Source organism: Roseovarius sp. M141, assembly GCF_024355225.1.
GTDB lineage: Bacteria > Pseudomonadota > Alphaproteobacteria > Rhodobacterales > Rhodobacteraceae > Roseovarius.
Map to the genome: position 1 here is coordinate 3,277,809 of NZ_VCNH01000008.1, position 15,458 is coordinate 3,293,266.

A 15,458-nucleotide genomic window follows, 5' to 3' on the forward strand; every position below is an offset into this window, starting at 1 on the left:
TTTGCCTGCACTGATAGCCACAAAGGTATAGAAATGTCCGACAAAACCTACCCACCATCGCAGGAATTTGCGAAGAACGCCCATATCGACGCCGCCAAGTATGACGAAATGTATGCCACCTCGATCAAGGATCCCGAAGGGTTCTGGTCGCAGCACGCGCAGAGCCTCGACTGGATCGAACCATTTACCAAGGCCAAGAATACGTCCTTCGAGCACGGCAAAGTTGACATTCGCTGGTTCGAGGACGGCGTGCTGAATGTCGCCGCCAACTGCATCGACCGCCATCTGGAAACGCGCGGCGACCAGACCGCCATCATCTGGGAACCGGACGACCCCGAAACACCCGCACTGCACATCACCTATACCGAACTGCACGAGAAGGTGAATCGCTTTGCCAACGTGCTGCTGAGCCAGGGCATCATGCGCGGCGACCGGGTGGTGATCTACCTGCCGATGATCCCCGAGGCGGCCTATGCCATGCTGGCCTGTGCGCGCATCGGCGCGGTACACTCCATCGTCTTTGCCGGGTTTTCCCCCGACGCGCTGGCCAACCGCATCAACAATTCGGGCGCTAAGGTGGTCATCACTGCCGATGAGGCGCCGCGCGGCGGGCGCGCGACGGCCCTGAAATCCAACACCGATGCGGCGCTTTTGCATTGCTCGGACAAGGTGCGCTGCCTTGTGGTCAAACACACCGGAGGACAGACGACGTGGATTCAGGGCCGCGACATCGACCTGAAAGCGCAGATGGAGCAGGCCAGCCCGGATTGCCCCGCCCGCCCGATGAAGGCCGAAGATCCGCTGTTCATCCTGTACACCTCCGGCTCGACCGGGCAGCCCAAGGGCGTTGTGCATAGCTCGGCCGGCTATCTGCTTTATGCCGGGCTGACGCATAAATACGTGTTCGACTATCATGATGGCGATGTGTTCTGGTGTACCGCCGATGTGGGCTGGGTGACGGGGCACAGCTATATCATCTACGGCCCGCTCGCCAATGGCGCGACGACGCTGATGTTCGAAGGCGTACCGACCTACCCCGACGCCAGCCGCTTCTGGCAGGTCTGCGAAAAGCACAAGGTGAATCAGTTCTACACCGCACCGACGGCTATTCGCGCCCTGATGGCCCACGGCAAGGATTACGTCGAGAAATGCGATCTGTCCGCGCTCAAACTGCTGGGAACCGTGGGCGAGCCGATCAACCCCGAGGCGTGGAACTGGTACAATGAGGTCGTCGGCAAGGGCGCGCTGCCCATCGTCGATACATGGTGGCAGACCGAAACCGGCGGCCATCTGATGACGCCCCTGCCCGGCGCCACGGCGACAAAACCGGGTAGCTGCACGCGGCCCTTCTTTGGGATCGAACCTGTCATCCTCGATGCCACATCGGGCGAGGAAATCACCGACACCGTGGCTGAGGGCGTGCTGTGCATCAAGGACAGCTGGCCGGGCCAGATGCGTACCGTCTACGGCGATCACGAACGGTTTGAGCAAACCTATTTCTCGGACTACAAAGGCTATTATTTCACCGGCGACGGCTGCCGACGCGATGCGGACGGCTATTACTGGATCACCGGGCGCGTCGATGACGTCATCAACGTCTCGGGCCACCGCATGGGCACCGCCGAGGTCGAATCCGCCCTTGTCGCGCATTCAGCCGTGGCCGAAGCCGCGGTCGTCGGCTATCCGCATGATATCAAGGGTCAGGGCATCTATGCCTATGTCACCGTGATGAATGGCGTCGAGGAGACCGACGAACTGCGCAAAGAGCTGGAAAAATGGGTGCGTACCGAAATTGGCCCCATCGCCAAGCCGGACATCATCCAGTGGGCGCCGGGCCTACCCAAGACCCGATCAGGCAAGATCATGCGCCGCATCCTGCGCAAGATCGCCGAAAATGACTTTGACACGCTGGGCGATACATCGACGCTGGCTGATCCGGCAGTGGTGGATGATCTGATCGATAACCGTAAGACCCAGAAATAGCATAAAGCGTTTCGCGAAAAACCTGACTCACAGCTTTTCGCCTCAAGTGAGTGCCTCAAGTTTAAAGCGAAACGCTTTAGCTCGCCCCGTCAGCGCATGGCTGGCGGGGCGAGCCGAGTTTCATCCGCGCCCGCGGTAAGGCGGCACGCCCTGATCCGGTATCCAGACGCCTTCGGGCATCGGGCCGGTCTGATAGAACACATCAATCGGAATGCCGCCGCGTGGATACCAATACCCGCCGATGCGCAGCCATTTTGCCTCGGTGAACTCGGCAATCCGCCGCCCGATGCTGACGGTGCAATCCTCGTGAAACGCCCCGTGATTGCGAAAGCTGCCCAGGTACAGCTTCAGCGACTTGCTCTCGACCAGCCAATCGCCCGGCACATAGTCGATCACCAGATGCGCGAAATCGGGCTGGCCGGTCATCGGGCAAAGCGACGTGAACTCGGGCGCGACGAAACGCACGTTATAAAGAACATCCGCCTGCGGGTTTTGCACGCGCTCCAATTCAGCCTTGGCCGGATCGTCCGGCAGCGCGGTGTTGGCGCCAAGCTGTTTGAGATCACTGTAGATATTTTCGCTCATGAATACCTCCTGCGGTCCTACACGCCGCGTTTATTTCCCCATAGCATCACATGCAGTTGCGGCAGCACCCGCGCCGCATGCCAATGGTCCGCGATCACCCGGTCTACCAACCAGCGCATCCGGGTGTCGATGCCCTCCATATCAACGGTCGCATCGTCATCGTCCGGCGGTGGCGGCGTATGATTGCCCGGTTGCAGATAGATCGGCAGGCCGGGATGGCGCGCGGCAACCCCGCGGGCATAGGCGTAATCGGCCTCGTCGAAAACCACGATCTTCAGCACGCTGGGCGCGCCCTGGGCCGCATCAATGCACTCTTGCAGCATCGCCCAGTCGGTCTGCATTTCGGACGAGGGCGGCTTGGGGCTGAGCACCAGCATATCCAGCTGCGAAAACCAGTCCTTGGACACCGACCCTTGGGTTTCCATGGCAAAGCCATAGCCCTCGGTCCGCCCCAGCGCGATCAGATCGCCCAAGGGCTGGATCGCCGGGTTGCCGCCCGACAGCGTCACGGTCAAAGGCTGGCCGCCCGACAGGCGGCGCACCTCGTCCATCACCGCATCCGCGCTCATCGGGGTCCAGTCGTGGCGGAATTCGCTGTCCACCGCGTGCAGGCTATCGCACCAGACGCAGCGATAATCGCAGCCGCCGGTGCGCACGAACACCGTCGGCACCCCGATCAGCGCACCCTCGCCCTGTATCGTCGGGCCAAAGATCTCCGAGATGCGGATGACATCGCTCATGGCCGGTATTCAGCCCATGTTTTCGACGTCTCGCTGACCTTGACGGCCGCCGTTTCAGCCCAGCGGGCAGCGCACCAGTCATAGAGGTGTTTCGCCATCCGCTCGGCTGTGACGCAATCATCGCCCAGCACATCGTTCAGATGCCGGTGGTCCAGTTCGTCGTCGATATACCGCTTCAGCGGCGCCAGTTCGAGGTAGTCGCGCACAAAGCCATGCTGGTTCAACGTCTCTGACGCAAGCTCGACCACGACGATATAATTATGCCCATGCAGCCGCGCGCATTGGTGATCGTCCGGCAGGCCGAACAACTGATGCGAGGCCGAGAAGTGAAATTCCTTGGTGATCCGATACATCTTCTATCCCTCGCCAATTGCGCTGCGCCAGAAATCCGGATCGGCATAGGGTGTCGGATCGTCCACGCCTGCCAGATGAAATGCCTCGCGCCGCTCGACGCAGGTGCCGCAACGACCGCATTGCAGATCGCCGCCCTTGTAGCAGGACCACGTTTCGCCAAAAGGCGTGCCGTATTTGGCGCCGTCAATGGCGATATCGGCCTTGGATCCGGTCACATAGGGCGTCAGCAGTTGGACCCGCGCATAGCCGTCCAGCGCGCGATCCTCCATCGCCTGAAAGGCATCGATGAAATCGGGGCGGCAGTCGGGATAGATGAAATGATCGCCACCATGCACGGCGGTCGCGACCGCATCCACCTTTTGCGCGGCGGCCATGCCAAAGGCGATCGCCAGCATGATCGCGTTGCGATTGGGCACGACGGTCAGCTTCATCGTCTCTTCGGCGTAATGCCCGTCCGGCACGTCGATATCGTCCGTCAGGGCGGATCCGCTGAGCGCCGCGCCGACACTGGCGATGTCGATCACGTGATGCGGAACGCCCAGTCGCCTTGCGCAGGCAGCGGCATAACCCAGTTCCTTGGCGTGGCGCTGGCCGTAATCAAACGACAGCAGCGCGTGCAGATCATGCGTCGCCGCAATCCGGTGCGCCAACGCCACCGAATCCATCCCGCCGGAGCAGATGACTATAACCTTCATGTCTCGTCCTTGTTTTGGGCGGGTAGGCTGCGACCGCATACTGCTGCATCTAAGCCCGCGCCGCCCCGGTGGCAAGCGATGCGCGCCTATCGCGCCGATCCGCGCACGTCAATCACCCTGCCACATTGCAATCATCCGCAAATAGGGCCACATGGGACAAATGCCACAAACTCAGCTTGCCTTCGATTACGCGCCCATCGGGCTTGCGATCTTAGAGAACCGGATCATCCGGCAGTGCAATCTGCGCTTTGCGGAAACCTTTGGCGATGGTGCGGTGCCACCTGACCCTGCCAATTTTGCCGACGTACCGCTGGCCCGGTATTATCCCAGCATCGAGGAATATCGCCGCATCGGGCAGCAGGGCCTGTGCGCCATGCGCAAGACCGGGCGCTATTCGGACCAGCGGGTGATGCGGCGCACGGGCGGCGCGCTGTTCTGGTGCCGGGTGCGGGGCCAGTCGGTCACGCCCGAAGATCCCTTTCGTTGCGGCGTCTGGAGCTTTGCGGACCTTTCGGAGGAACGGCCAATGGTCGATCTGACCACACGCGAACGCGAGGTGGCGATCCTGACCTGCCGGGGCCTGACATCCAAGGAGATCGGCCTGGAACTGGGCCTGAGCTACCGCACGATCGAGGTGTATCGCGCCCGCCTGCTGGACAAATTCGGCGCGCGCAAACTGGCCGAACTGGTGGCAAAACTCAGCGGGATGCCACTCTAGGCACGGCGCAGCGGCGCCACGATCCAACAAACCCGGTTTTCTATGGCGTTCGCTTGCCATATAAGCCATGAAAAACCAAAGCGCGCCCCATGACGGGCGCCAGCCGCCGAGGAACCCGATGCCAAAAAAATCGCATGATGACGACGTCGCCTTCATCAAGGCACTCGCCGAGCTTTTGAACGAGAACGAACTGACCGAATTGCAGGTCAAACGCGAATATGGCGAAGATGACAGCCTGAACGTACGCGTCAGCCGCAAGGTCGAGGCCGCGCCGCAATTCGTGGCCCATGCCCCGGCGCCGCACGCACCCGGCCCCGCGGCTGCCCCCGCAGGCGCGGCCCCTGCCGCCGCCCCCGGCGAAGACCCGGCCAGCCACCCCGGCGCGGTCACATCGCCCATGGTCGGCACCGTCTATACGCAGGCCGAACCGGGCGCGCCCTCTTTCGTCTCCGTCGGGGACAAGGTCAGCGAAGGCGATACGCTGCTGATCATCGAGGCGATGAAGACAATGAACCACATCCCCGCCCCGCGCGCCGGCACCGTGAAACGCATCCTCGTCGAGGATGGCGGCGCCGTTGAATATGGCGCGCCCCTGATGATCATCGAATAAGGCGCACGCAATGTTCGAGAAAATCCTGATCGCCAACCGGGGCGAGATCGCCCTGAGGGTCATCCGCGCCGCACGCGAGATGGGCATCCATTCGGTTGCCGTTCACTCCACCGCCGACGCCGACGCCATGCATGTCCGCATGGCCGACGAAAGCGTGTGCATCGGCCCGCCCGCCGCCACCGACAGCTACCTGTCGATCCCTGCGATCATCGCGGCCTGCGAGGTGACGGGCGCGCAGGCGATCCATCCCGGCTATGGTTTTCTGTCGGAAAATGCGACCTTCGTGCAGATCGTCGAGGATCACGGCCTGACCTTCATCGGCCCGACGGCTGAACATATCCGCGTCATGGGCGACAAGATTACCGCCAAGGATACGATGAAAAAACTGGGCGTACCGTGCGTGCCCGGCAGCGAAGGCGGCGTCCCGAATCTGGCCGAGGCCAAGCGCATCGGCGCAGAGGTCGGATATCCCGTCATCATCAAGGCCACCGCCGGCGGCGGCGGCAAGGGCATGAAGGTGGCGCAAAACGCCGCCGAGATGGAGCGCGCCTTCCAGACCGCCCGCGCCGAGGGCAAATCGAACTTCGGCAATGACGAAGTCTATATCGAGAAATACCTGACGACCCCGCGCCACATCGAAATTCAGGTGTTCGGCGATGGCAAGGGCCGCGCCGTGCATCTGGGCGAGCGTGACTGTTCGCTTCAGCGCCGCCACCAGAAAGTGTTCGAAGAGGCCCCCGGCCCGTCGATCACCCCCGAGGAACGCGCGCGCATCGGTGCCATCTGCGCAGATGCCGTGGCCCGTATCAACTATACCGGCGCCGGCACGATCGAATTCCTTTATGAAAACGGCGAGTTCTATTTCATCGAAATGAACACTCGCCTGCAGGTCGAGCATCCGGTGACCGAGGCGATCTTTGGCGTCGATCTGGTGCGCGAACAGATCCGCGTCGCGGCTGGTTTGCCAATGGAATTTCAGCAGGACGATCTGCGCATCAACGGCCACGCCATCGAGGTGCGCATCAACGCCGAAAAGCTGCCCGAGTTCGCGCCGCGCCCCGGCAAGATCACGCAGTTTCACGCGCCCGGCGGCCTTGGCGTGCGGATCGATAGCGCGCTGTATGATGGCTACACCATTCCGCCCTATTACGATTCGCTCATCGGCAAGCTGGTCGTGCATGCCCCCGACCGCCCCGCCGCGCTGGCGCGGCTGAACCGGGCATTGGGCGAGCTTATCGTCGATGGGGTCGAAACCACAGTGCCACTGTTCCATGCGCTGCTACAGGACGGCGATGTCCAGTCTGGCGACTACAATATCCACTGGTTGGAACACTGGCTGGAGACGCATCTGCGGGACTGAGGCGCGACATGACGGATGACGATTTCGTCCTGACGCCCGAGCTGCTTCTCAATGCCTATGCGGCCGGCGTCTTTCCCATGTCCGAGGGCCGCGACGATCCTGAAATCTTCTGGGTCGATCCGCGCCGACGGGGCGTGCTACCGCTGAACGGGCTGCATATTTCACGCAGTCTTGCGCGGCGGATGCGGCGCGGCGTCTATCAGGTGTCACTGAACACCGATTTCGCAGGCGTCATCGATGCCTGTGCAGACCGCCCCGAGACGTGGATCAACGCCGAAATACGCCGCCTTTACCTGCTGCTGAACGAAATGGGGCACGCCCATTCACTGGAGATCAGGCAGGACGGCGCGCTGGTGGGCGGCGTCTATGGCGTCACGCTGGGCGCCGCGTTTTTCGGGGAAAGCATGTTTTCACGCCACACCGACGGCTCGAAACTGGCGCTGGTGCATATGGTCGACCACCTGCGCCGTTGCGGCTACATGCTGTTCGATACGCAGTTCATCACCGACCATCTGGCCAGCCTCGGGGCCGCGGAAATCAGCCGTGCCGCCTACCGTCGCCAACTGGCGACGGCGCTACACTACCCGGCGCATATGGCGCGCCATCCGCTGGACCGCGACACTCAGTCGGTCTTGCAGCGCAGCACCCAGACGTCGTAGCGGGGATGATCCAGCGCATTCAGCGCCGGTGAAGATGCCACCATCCAGCCTGAAAATACGGGCGTATCCGCCCCCACTTCGCGCATGATCAGATAGGCAAAGGCATCCGCCGCCGGATCGCCTGCGGGATACCGGCACTCGTCCATTTCGATGCTCAGGCGCCCGAATGTGGCCTGCTCGCCCGGGGTCAGGGTGAAGTCGGTCGTCTCGCCAGATATTTTTTCCAGCGCACGCAGCATCGCCCCGGTGCCCGTGGTTGCCCCGTCCTGCGCCGCAGCCGCAAACGGCATCAGCAAAGCAAGGAATAGCGCAACAGATCTCATTCTGCCGAACTCCTGTCGCCGTCGTCGCCGCCGACGAATTTCATCAGCAGCGACACAAGGCTGATTGATCCTTGGGTGAATTCGATCTGGTCACCCGGCGCGAAATACAACGGAGAGCCGCCGGGCAGGATTTCAACATAATTCCCGCCCAAAAGCCCCTCGGACGATATCGCCAGCGCGCTGTCGTCGGGAACGTCTATCGCTCGGGCCACGCTGATCGTCGTGCCGGCGCGGTATGTCGCCGGGTCCAGCGCCATCGACGTCACGCGCCCCACCTTGACCCCGGCCAGGCGCACGTCGGTGCCCACCGTGATGCCATCCGCCGAGCGAAAGCTGGCCGAAAGCTCGTAGCTGTCTGCAGCGGCAGAGGCGCCGGTCAGTTTGCCCGCATAGGCGACAAAGCCCAGTGCCACCGCCACGACGACGGCCCCTGCGATGATTTCGCTTTTGTTTTCAGCCATGTCCGCTCTCTGCCAGTGGGGCCTTATTCGGGGCTCCACGCCTCGTAATCGCTGCGCGGCTTGGAACCACTGCGGCGGATCGACCCGGCAGGCGCATAGGCCAGCGCGGTGCCGGTCAGGTTTTCCAGATGCGGCTTTTCCCATGGCTGATGCGGCAGCGGCGTCTCTGTCGGCGGATCCTGATAGGTATGATGCAACCAGCCATGCCATTCGGGGCTGACGCGGCTTGCCTCGGCCTCGCCATTGTAAATGACCCAGCGGCGATCGCCGTCTTTCGAGCGGTAAAAGATATTACCCTGCGAATCCTCACCCACCTTGGTGCCTTTGCGCCAAGTATAAAGCTGAGTGTTGAGGGTCTGCCCGTGCCACCATGTCACAGCGCGCAGCAGCGAGTTGAGAATGCCCATGTCGTCCTCCGCAGGTCGTTGTTCCTGATATGGCGTATTGGCGGGAAAAGGTCCAGTGGGCGGGCGCAGGAAACGATGTCATGCATGCCTCCCGCCTGCGCAGCCAGTCTGGTGCCCTGCCCAAATTTCAAGCGCAGGCCGGTTAACCGGGGTGGTGCCGGTTTGGCCAAAATTGGTTTCGCAGATGCTGTCGTTGAAGTAGCCTAAAGCGCGAAAGCTGTGAGAAACGGGCGCCTTTAGGGGGCGGTACGCGCCGTCAGACCTTTTTGACGGACAACTCGCATTCTACGAAGGGCGATGAAACAGGCGTTTAATCAAACGGTTGAAGTTACCGACCGCCAGTGGAGCTTGAAGAATGGACAAGGTAGAGTCACAAGAAATTGAAGGCGCGATCAAAGAGATTGTCGATCAGATTGAGCCGGATGTTCGGTACCTTCCCAAATATGGCGGAGAGGTGCTTGCGCTTGATCCGGGTGATGACGGCAAGTTCGTGGGCGGGATTTTTACCTACAAAGACCACGTGTCGCTGGAGTTCTCGCAAGGCGCTTCGTTCGATGATCCCGACGCCCTTCTAGAAGGGAAGGGAAAAAATCAGCGCCATTTGAAGTTTCGAACCTTGGAGGATGTCTCCGCAAAAGAGACCGAGAGTTTCTTGAGACAAGCGATTGCAACGTGATCCGCTACCCCGGTGACTGCCCGCTGTGTCCGGCGGCGCACACCGGCCCGGTTTTTACCATGCCAAAAGAAAAAGAGTGAACCGACAGGTCCACTCTTTCAAACTTCAAAATGGCGACCGGCTCAACCTGCCGACGCGCCTTCCTTCTTGGCACTTTCCGCGTAGATCAGCAGCGGCGCGGCGTCGGAAATGACCGCCTCCTCGTTCACCACGACCTCTTCGACGTTTTCCATGCTGGGCACTTCGAACATCGTATCCAGCAGAATGTCCTCAAGGATCGAGCGAAGCCCGCGCGCGCCGGTCTTGCGCGTAATGGCCCGCTTGGCGATGGCCGTCAGCGCATCGTCGGTAAAGGTCAGCTGAACATTCTCCAGTTCGAACAGGCGCTGGTATTGCTTGACCAGCGCGTTCTTTGGCTGCGTCAGAATGGTGATAAGCGCGTCCTCGTCCAGATCCTCAAGCGTTGCGATGACAGGCAAGCGGCCCACGAATTCGGGGATCAGACCGAATTTCAACAGATCCTCAGGCTCGAGATCCTTGAACACCTCGCCGACGCCGCGATCGTCCTTGTCGCGGACATCCGCGCCAAAACCCATTGCGCTGCCCTTGCCGCGCGCCGCGATGATCTTGTCAAGGCCGGCAAAGGCGCCACCGCAGATGAACAGGATGTTGGTCGTATCCACTTGCAGGAATTCCTGCTGCGGATGCTTGCGCCCCCCCTGCGGCGGCACGGCCGCAACCGTGCCCTCCATCAGCTTGAGCAGTGCCTGCTGCACGCCCTCGCCCGACACGTCGCGCGTGATCGACGGGTTTTCAGACTTGCGCGTGATCTTGTCGACCTCGTCGATATAGACGATGCCGCGCTGCGCACGCTCCACATTATATTCGGACGCCTGAAGCAGCTTCAGGATGATGTTCTCGACATCCTCACCGACATAACCGGCCTCGGTCAGGGTCGTCGCATCCGCCATGGTAAACGGCACATCCAGAATCCGCGCCAGCGTCTGCGCCAGCAGCGTCTTGCCGCAGCCGGTGGGACCGATCAGCATGATGTTGGATTTTTGCAGCTCGATATCGCCGCTTTTGCCGGAGTTGTTGAGACGTTTGTAATGGTTGTGAACCGCAACCGACAGCACCTTCTTGGCCGTGGCCTGACCGATGACATAATCATCCAGCACATCACAGATCTCGCGTGGGGCGGGCACACCCTCGGACGTTTTCAGCCCGGCACTGCGCGTTTCTTCGCGGATGATATCCATGCACAGCTCGACGCATTCGTCGCAGATGAACACGGTCGGGCCGGCGATCAGCTTGCGTACCTCGTGCTGGCTTTTGCCGCAGAAACTGCAATAGAGGGTGTTCTTGCTGTCGCTGCCTGAATTATTCGACATGATCTACCTTTCGGGCGGTGCGTTGCAAACGGGGGCCAAGACACAGGTCAGGCCACCCTTTTCCTTAACTTAGGGCAGGCACCGGGCGGCGACAATCGCAAAATGCCGCGCCCGAAACCTGTGATTCTTGTCTTATGACTTGGGCTTTTCGTCGTCCTCGGGCTTGATTCGGTTCTCGACGATCTCGTCGATCAGGCCCCAATTCTTGGCGTCCTCGGGCGACATGAAGTTGTCGCGCTCCAGCGCCTCTTCGACCTTTTTCAGGGTCTGGCCGGTATGTTTGACGTAAATCTCATTCAGCCGTTTCTTTAGCTTCAGCGTCTCTTCGGCGTGAATCATGATGTCGGTCGCCTGACCCTGATACCCGCCCGACGGCTGGTGCACCATGATCCGCGAATTGGGCAGCGAGAATCGCATGCCCGGCGCGCCCGCCGTCAACAGCAGCGACCCCATCGAGGCCGCCTGCCCGATCACCAGCGTCGACACCTTGGGCCGGATGTACTGCATCGTGTCGTAGATCGACAGGCCGGACGTAACCACGCCGCCGGGGCTGTTGATATACATGCTGATTTCCTTGGACGGGTTTTCCGCCTCAAGGTGCAGCAGCTGCGCGACGATCAGGCTGGACATGCCGTCATGGACCGGGCCGCTGAGGAAAATGATCCGCTCTTTCAGCAGGCGCGAGAAAATGTCGTAGGCCCGCTCCCCCCGGCTGGTCTGTTCGACCACCATCGGCACGAGGGTGTTCATGTAGGTGTCCATTGGGTCTGTCATATTCCGCCTTGCCTGCTGAAGTACGTCTGATCCTTAGCTGATCAGATCCTAAGGGAGTCTTAGTATCGCGCCCAAGGGGCCGCAAGGGCACGCCGGGAAATTGTCGCCGCCTACTGCGATGCCCGGCTTTCACGCCCGATGGTGCGGCACAGCAGCAGAACGGGAATCAGGCCAAACCCCACCAGCGCCAGCGACGGCACCGCCGCCTCGCGCAGGCGTTCATCCGCCGCCAGGCGATAGGCCTGTACCGCCAGAGTGTCAAAGTTGAACGGGTGCAGGATCAGCGTCGCGGGCAGTTCCTTCATCACGTCGACGAACACGATCAGCAGCGCGGTCAGCACCGAGGTGCGCGCCACCGGCAGATGCACCCGCCACAGCAGCCTCGCCGAGCCCTGGCCGAGGCTGCGCGCGATCGCGTCGAAATGCCCGGGCACAGTCGCCATGCCGCTGTCATAGGCGTTGAGGGCGGCGGCCATGAACCGCGCCATGTAGGCCAGCACCATCAGCCAGATAGATCCGGTGATCAGCAGCCCGGTATCGATGCCGAAATTGCCCTCCATGAATCGATCGATGGCGTTATCAAGGCCCGCCATCGGCACCATCAGGCCCACGGCGATCACCCCGCCCGGCACGGCATAGCCAAGGCCCGCGCCCACCACCAGCGCGCGCGACGTGCGCCCCGGTTTGGTGCGGGCGCGAAACCCGATCAGGATCGCGCCGATCACCGTCAGCACGGACGCCACGGCAGCCAGCAGCACGGAATTGCCCATCAACGACAGATAGCGTGGCTGGATCAGGCTCTGCCCCGATCCCCATGCCATGATGCCCAACATCACCACCGGGATCAGGAACCCCAGCAACACGGGCAGGAAACAAATGGCCGTTGCGCCCCAGCCCTTCCAGCCGGTCAGCCTCGGCTTCGTCAGCACTTCGAACCGCGCACCACCGCGGCTTGCCCGGCGCGCGCGGCCTCGTTGGGCGCGCTCCAGCCCCGCCAGCAGCAGCGCGAAGCTCAGCAGGCACAGCGACAACTGCGCCGCTGTCGCCCGCTCGCCCAGCGAAAACCACGCCTGATAGATACCGGTTGCAAAGGTCTGCACGTTAAAGAAGGCAACCGTGCCATAGTCCGCGATCGTCTCCATGACGACAAGCAGCGCGCCGCCCATGATCGCCGGGCGCGCCATCGGCAGCGCCACGGCCCAGAACGCCGCCAGCGGCGGGCGCCCCAGCGTGCGCGCCACCAGAAACGCGTTTGAGCTTTGCTGGCGGAAGGACGCGCGCGCCAACAGGTACACATAAGGGTAAAGCACCATCGTCAGCATCACCGCCGCACCACCCAGGCTGCGGATCTCGGGGAACCAGTAGTCGCGCGGGCCCCAGCCGGTGAGATCGCGCAGCAGCGTCTGCACAGGGCCGGGATGGTCCAGAAGCGACGTATAGGCATAGGCCAGAACATAGGCCGGAAACGCCAGCGGCAGCGCCAGCGCGACCTCCAGCCAGCGCACACCGGGGAAGCGATAGACCGTCACCATCCACGCCGTCGCCGTGCCGATGACGGCGGCGCCGCTGCCCACGATAGCGACCAGCGCAAGGGTGGTGGCCGTATAACGCGGCAGCACCGTCGACAAAACATCGCGCCAAGTCTGCAAATCGCCGCCCAGCGCGGCCAGCGCAGCGGCAAGGATCGGTGCCACGCACAACGCGGCAACGGCCCAAGCCAGCCGGTACATCAGCCGTTCGGTCAAGAAAAATCCCCAGACACCAGGCGTCTATGCCTGAGCGTTTCGATCAATAATCAGCACATGGGGGAGGGTCAAGGCCGCGAGGTCGGCATTTACGCGAACTGCCGGACGCTCCGGCCACGATCCACACCCGCGATGTTGGCGGGGGATCGCGGCGCCTCTGGCCACTGCGCCTTGGCCGAAAGGGAAATTCGACCGAATCCAGCGGTTTAACGCAGCCATTTGCGACCGCGCGACGGCCTATCGCAGGATAGCAGTCTTTACATGCAACCAGAATCGGGACAACCTGCCGCATCTGCTGACGCGGCTTCCTAAAACGCTGCGCGCACCTACCATCAGGGAGATACTTCATGAAAACACTTCGCACCCTCGCCACGGCCACTGCCACGGCCCTGCTGCTGGGCGCCGGCAGCATGGTTTCGGCGCAGACGCTGAACTTTGCTTATGACGCCGATCCCGTCTCGCTTGACCCGCACGAGCAGCTTTCGGGCGGCACACTGCAAATGAGCCATATGACCTTCGATCCGCTGGTCCGCTGGAATGCCGACCACGGGTTCGATCCGCGTCTGGCCACCGAATGGGAGCGCGTCGACGACACCACCATGCGTTTCACATTGCGCGAGGGGGTCAAGTTCCACTCCGGGAACCCGATGACCGCCGAAGACGTCGTCTGGACCATCGAGCGGCTGAAATCCTCGGCCGACTTCAAAAGCATTTTCGCGGGTTGGACGACGGTCACCGCGATCGACGATACCACCGTGGAAATCAAGACGGACGGGCCCAGCCCGCTTGTTCTGAACACCGCCACCTACGTGTTCCCCATGGACAAGAAGTTCTACGAGGAAGGCGGCGCCGGAATTGCCAAGCATGGCGATAGCTTTGCGTCGAAAAACATGTCGGGCACCGGCCCCTTCACCGTCTCCGAGCGCGAGCAGGGCGTGAAGATGGTGTTCAAACGCAATCCCGATTACTGGGACACCGACAGCCCCGGCAATGTGCAGACCGCCGTACTGACCCCGATCAAGGAAGCACCGACGCGCGTCGCTGCCCTGCTGTCGGGCGATGTCGATTTTATCGCCCCCGTCCCCCCCACCGACCTTGAGCGGATCAGGAACGATGACAAGGTGGACCTCATCACCCTGCCCGGCACGCGCATCATCACGCTGCAACTGAACGGCAAGCGGAACGAGGCGCTGGCCAACCCCAAGGTCCGTCTGGCCATGGCCAACGCCATCAACAATGAGGGCATCGTTCAAAAGATCATGAAGGGCTTTGGAACCGTCGCGGCACAGAACTCGCCCGCGGGTTATGACGGTCACAACCCCGATCTGCTGCCCCGCTTTGACGTCGCCAAGGCGCAGGCCCTGATGGAAGAGGCCGGGTACGCGGACGGATTCAGCGCAACGATGATGTGCCCCAATAACCGCTATGTGAACGACTACAAGATCTGCGAAGCGGCCTCGGCGATGCTGGCTCAGATCAAGATCGACGTTGACCTGACTACCATCCCCAAGGCGCAATACTGGCCCAAATACGACGAGCGCGCAGCAGACATCATGATGATCGGCTGGCATTCGGATACCGAGGATTCGGCGAACTTCTTTGAATTCCTCAACATGACCCCCGACGCCGACACCGGCCGCGGTCAGTACAATTCGGGCAATTACTCGAACCCCGAGGTCGACGCGATGACCATCGCGACCCTGACCGAAACGGACAAGGAAAAGCGAACGGCAGACCTGCAACAGATCGAAAAGCTGCTCTATGACGATGCGGCCTTCATTCCGCTGCACTGGCAGGATCTGGCATGGGCCGCGCGCAAGGGCGTGAACGTGGAACCGATCCTGAACGTGATGAACTTCCCCTATCTGGGCGACCTCGTCATCGAGGAATAAGAAGCTTTGGCGGGCCTGCATCACGCTGGCCCGCCGCCACGTCATTCGCCCTACAGGGGTTGACGCGCGGGGTAGCCTCAGCTTT

Annotated in this window: 17 protein-coding genes; 7 read left to right on the forward strand and 10 right to left on the reverse strand. The window is 61.8% G+C overall.

Annotation, left to right across the window (positions count from 1 at the left end):
• The first annotated feature begins 33 nt into the window (after window positions 1–33).
• The gene (gene acs, locus FGD77_RS19925) at window positions 34–1,983 is read left to right on the forward strand and encodes an acetate--CoA ligase (RefSeq protein ID WP_255013119.1); all 1,950 of its coding nucleotides are present in this window, start codon (window positions 34–36) and stop codon (window positions 1,981–1,983) included.
• Between the two features lie 120 nt (window positions 1,984–2,103).
• Here acs and queF read toward each other — a convergent pair whose 3' ends face one another.
• Genes queF through queC form a run of 4 tightly spaced genes read right to left on the reverse strand, consistent with a single transcriptional unit; the run spans window position 2,104 to window position 4,357 of the window.
• Entirely contained in the window at window positions 2,104–2,568 is a 465-nt protein-coding gene (gene queF / locus FGD77_RS19930) for a preQ(1) synthase (RefSeq protein ID WP_255013121.1), read from the reverse strand.
• A 17-nt stretch (window positions 2,569–2,585) separates the two neighbouring features.
• Window positions 2,586–3,308, reverse strand: a complete 723-nt coding sequence (gene queE, locus FGD77_RS19935; RefSeq protein ID WP_255013123.1) for a 7-carboxy-7-deazaguanine synthase QueE — start codon at window positions 3,306–3,308, stop codon at window positions 2,586–2,588.
• Window positions 3,305–3,661 (reverse strand): 6-carboxytetrahydropterin synthase QueD, encoded by a 357-nt coding sequence (gene queD, locus FGD77_RS19940; protein WP_255013125.1) that lies wholly within the window; start codon window positions 3,659–3,661, stop codon window positions 3,305–3,307. Before queD ends, queE begins: the two co-directional genes overlap by 4 nt.
• Window positions 3,662–3,664: 3 nt before the next feature.
• A complete protein-coding gene (gene queC / locus FGD77_RS19945) occupies window positions 3,665–4,357 on the reverse strand; it encodes a 7-cyano-7-deazaguanine synthase QueC (RefSeq protein WP_255013127.1) in 693 nt (230 codons plus the stop codon).
• A 160-nt stretch (window positions 4,358–4,517) separates the two neighbouring features.
• Between queC and FGD77_RS19950 the strand changes: the two genes are divergently transcribed.
• The 4 genes from FGD77_RS19950 (at window position 4,518) to aat (ending at window position 7,704) form a co-directional block, all read left to right on the forward strand.
• Window positions 4,518–5,075: a LuxR C-terminal-related transcriptional regulator gene (locus FGD77_RS19950; RefSeq protein ID WP_255013130.1), complete on the forward strand. Its 558-nt coding sequence runs from the start codon at window positions 4,518–4,520 to the stop codon at window positions 5,073–5,075.
• Window positions 5,076–5,193: 118 nt separating this feature from the next.
• On the forward strand, window positions 5,194–5,685 hold the full coding sequence (gene accB, locus FGD77_RS19955; RefSeq protein ID WP_255013132.1) for an acetyl-CoA carboxylase biotin carboxyl carrier protein: 492 nt from the start codon (window positions 5,194–5,196) through the stop codon (window positions 5,683–5,685).
• Between the two features lie 10 nt (window positions 5,686–5,695).
• Window positions 5,696–7,045 carry an acetyl-CoA carboxylase biotin carboxylase subunit gene (gene accC / locus FGD77_RS19960; protein WP_255013134.1) on the forward strand — a complete coding sequence of 450 codons (1,350 nt, stop codon included), beginning with the start codon at window positions 5,696–5,698 and terminating at the stop codon, window positions 7,043–7,045.
• An 8-nt stretch (window positions 7,046–7,053) separates the two neighbouring features.
• Complete coding sequence (gene aat, locus FGD77_RS19965; RefSeq protein WP_255013136.1) at window positions 7,054–7,704, forward strand: leucyl/phenylalanyl-tRNA--protein transferase; 651 nt, start codon at window positions 7,054–7,056, stop codon at window positions 7,702–7,704.
• Here aat and FGD77_RS19970 read toward each other — a convergent pair.
• The 3 genes from FGD77_RS19970 to FGD77_RS19980 are packed head-to-tail and all read right to left on the reverse strand — an operon-like array spanning window position 7,668 to window position 8,895.
• Window positions 7,668–8,027, reverse strand: a complete 360-nt coding sequence (locus FGD77_RS19970) for a DUF2155 domain-containing protein (RefSeq protein WP_255013139.1) — start codon at window positions 8,025–8,027, stop codon at window positions 7,668–7,670. The genes aat and FGD77_RS19970 overlap by 37 nt on opposite strands.
• Window positions 8,024–8,488 carry an outer membrane lipid asymmetry maintenance protein MlaD gene (mlaD, locus tag FGD77_RS19975; RefSeq protein ID WP_255013141.1) on the reverse strand — a complete coding sequence of 155 codons (465 nt, stop codon included), beginning with the start codon at window positions 8,486–8,488 and terminating at the stop codon, window positions 8,024–8,026. Before mlaD ends, FGD77_RS19970 begins: the two co-directional genes overlap by 4 nt.
• Before the next feature lie 23 nt (window positions 8,489–8,511).
• Window positions 8,512–8,895 carry an NADH:ubiquinone oxidoreductase subunit NDUFA12 gene (locus tag FGD77_RS19980; protein WP_255013144.1) on the reverse strand — a complete coding sequence of 128 codons (384 nt, stop codon included), beginning with the start codon at window positions 8,893–8,895 and terminating at the stop codon, window positions 8,512–8,514.
• 355 nt (window positions 8,896–9,250) lie between these two features.
• Between FGD77_RS19980 and FGD77_RS19985 the strand changes: the two genes are divergently transcribed.
• Window positions 9,251–9,571 carry a DUF1801 domain-containing protein gene (locus FGD77_RS19985; RefSeq protein WP_255013146.1) on the forward strand — a complete coding sequence of 107 codons (321 nt, stop codon included), beginning with the start codon at window positions 9,251–9,253 and terminating at the stop codon, window positions 9,569–9,571.
• Between the two features lie 122 nt (window positions 9,572–9,693).
• Here FGD77_RS19985 and clpX read toward each other — a convergent pair whose 3' ends face one another.
• The 3 genes from clpX to FGD77_RS20000 all read right to left on the reverse strand — a co-directional run bounded on the left by clpX (window position 9,694) and on the right by FGD77_RS20000 (window position 13,481).
• Window positions 9,694–10,962 (reverse strand): ATP-dependent Clp protease ATP-binding subunit ClpX, encoded by a 1,269-nt coding sequence (gene clpX / locus FGD77_RS19990; RefSeq protein ID WP_255013149.1) that lies wholly within the window; start codon window positions 10,960–10,962, stop codon window positions 9,694–9,696.
• 132 nt (window positions 10,963–11,094) lie between these two features.
• Entirely contained in the window at window positions 11,095–11,736 is a 642-nt protein-coding gene (locus FGD77_RS19995; RefSeq protein WP_255013151.1) for an ATP-dependent Clp protease proteolytic subunit, read from the reverse strand.
• A 110-nt stretch (window positions 11,737–11,846) separates the two neighbouring features.
• Window positions 11,847–13,481: an iron ABC transporter permease gene (locus FGD77_RS20000; protein WP_255013153.1), complete on the reverse strand. Its 1,635-nt coding sequence runs from the start codon at window positions 13,479–13,481 to the stop codon at window positions 11,847–11,849.
• A gap of 347 nt (window positions 13,482–13,828) precedes the next feature.
• On the opposite strand from FGD77_RS20000, the gene FGD77_RS20005 reads away from it, so the two are divergent.
• Entirely contained in the window at window positions 13,829–15,373 is a 1,545-nt protein-coding gene (locus tag FGD77_RS20005; RefSeq protein ID WP_255013155.1) for an ABC transporter substrate-binding protein, read from the forward strand.
• Window positions 15,374–15,458 lie beyond the last annotated feature (85 nt).

Bases quoted from the DNA above. Each gene is read 5' to 3' on its own strand.
- clpX (WP_255013149.1), bottom strand. From the start codon at position 10,962: ATGTCGAATAATTCAGGCAGCGACAGCAAGAACACCCTCTATTGCAGT.
- FGD77_RS19985 (WP_255013146.1), top strand. From the start codon at position 9,251: ATGGACAAGGTAGAGTCACAAGAAATTGAAGGCGCGATCAAAGAGATT.
- mlaD (WP_255013141.1), bottom strand. From the start codon at position 8,488: ATGGCTGAAAACAAAAGCGAAATCATCGCAGGGGCCGTCGTCGTGGCG.
- aat (WP_255013136.1), top strand. From the start codon at position 7,054: ATGACGGATGACGATTTCGTCCTGACGCCCGAGCTGCTTCTCAATGCC.
- acs (WP_255013119.1), top strand. From the start codon at position 34: ATGTCCGACAAAACCTACCCACCATCGCAGGAATTTGCGAAGAACGCC.
- FGD77_RS19970 (WP_255013139.1), bottom strand. From the start codon at position 8,027: ATGAGATCTGTTGCGCTATTCCTTGCTTTGCTGATGCCGTTTGCGGCT.
- FGD77_RS20005 (WP_255013155.1), top strand. From the start codon at position 13,829: ATGAAAACACTTCGCACCCTCGCCACGGCCACTGCCACGGCCCTGCTG.
- FGD77_RS19980 (WP_255013144.1), bottom strand. From the start codon at position 8,895: ATGGGCATTCTCAACTCGCTGCTGCGCGCTGTGACATGGTGGCACGGG.
- accB (WP_255013132.1), top strand. From the start codon at position 5,194: ATGCCAAAAAAATCGCATGATGACGACGTCGCCTTCATCAAGGCACTC.
- queE (WP_255013123.1), bottom strand. From the start codon at position 3,308: ATGAGCGATGTCATCCGCATCTCGGAGATCTTTGGCCCGACGATACAG.
- accC (WP_255013134.1), top strand. From the start codon at position 5,696: ATGTTCGAGAAAATCCTGATCGCCAACCGGGGCGAGATCGCCCTGAGG.
- queD (WP_255013125.1), bottom strand. From the start codon at position 3,661: ATGTATCGGATCACCAAGGAATTTCACTTCTCGGCCTCGCATCAGTTG.
- FGD77_RS19950 (WP_255013130.1), top strand. From the start codon at position 4,518: ATGCCACAAACTCAGCTTGCCTTCGATTACGCGCCCATCGGGCTTGCG.
- queC (WP_255013127.1), bottom strand. From the start codon at position 4,357: ATGAAGGTTATAGTCATCTGCTCCGGCGGGATGGATTCGGTGGCGTTG.
- FGD77_RS19995 (WP_255013151.1), bottom strand. From the start codon at position 11,736: ATGACAGACCCAATGGACACCTACATGAACACCCTCGTGCCGATGGTG.
- queF (WP_255013121.1), bottom strand. From the start codon at position 2,568: ATGAGCGAAAATATCTACAGTGATCTCAAACAGCTTGGCGCCAACACC.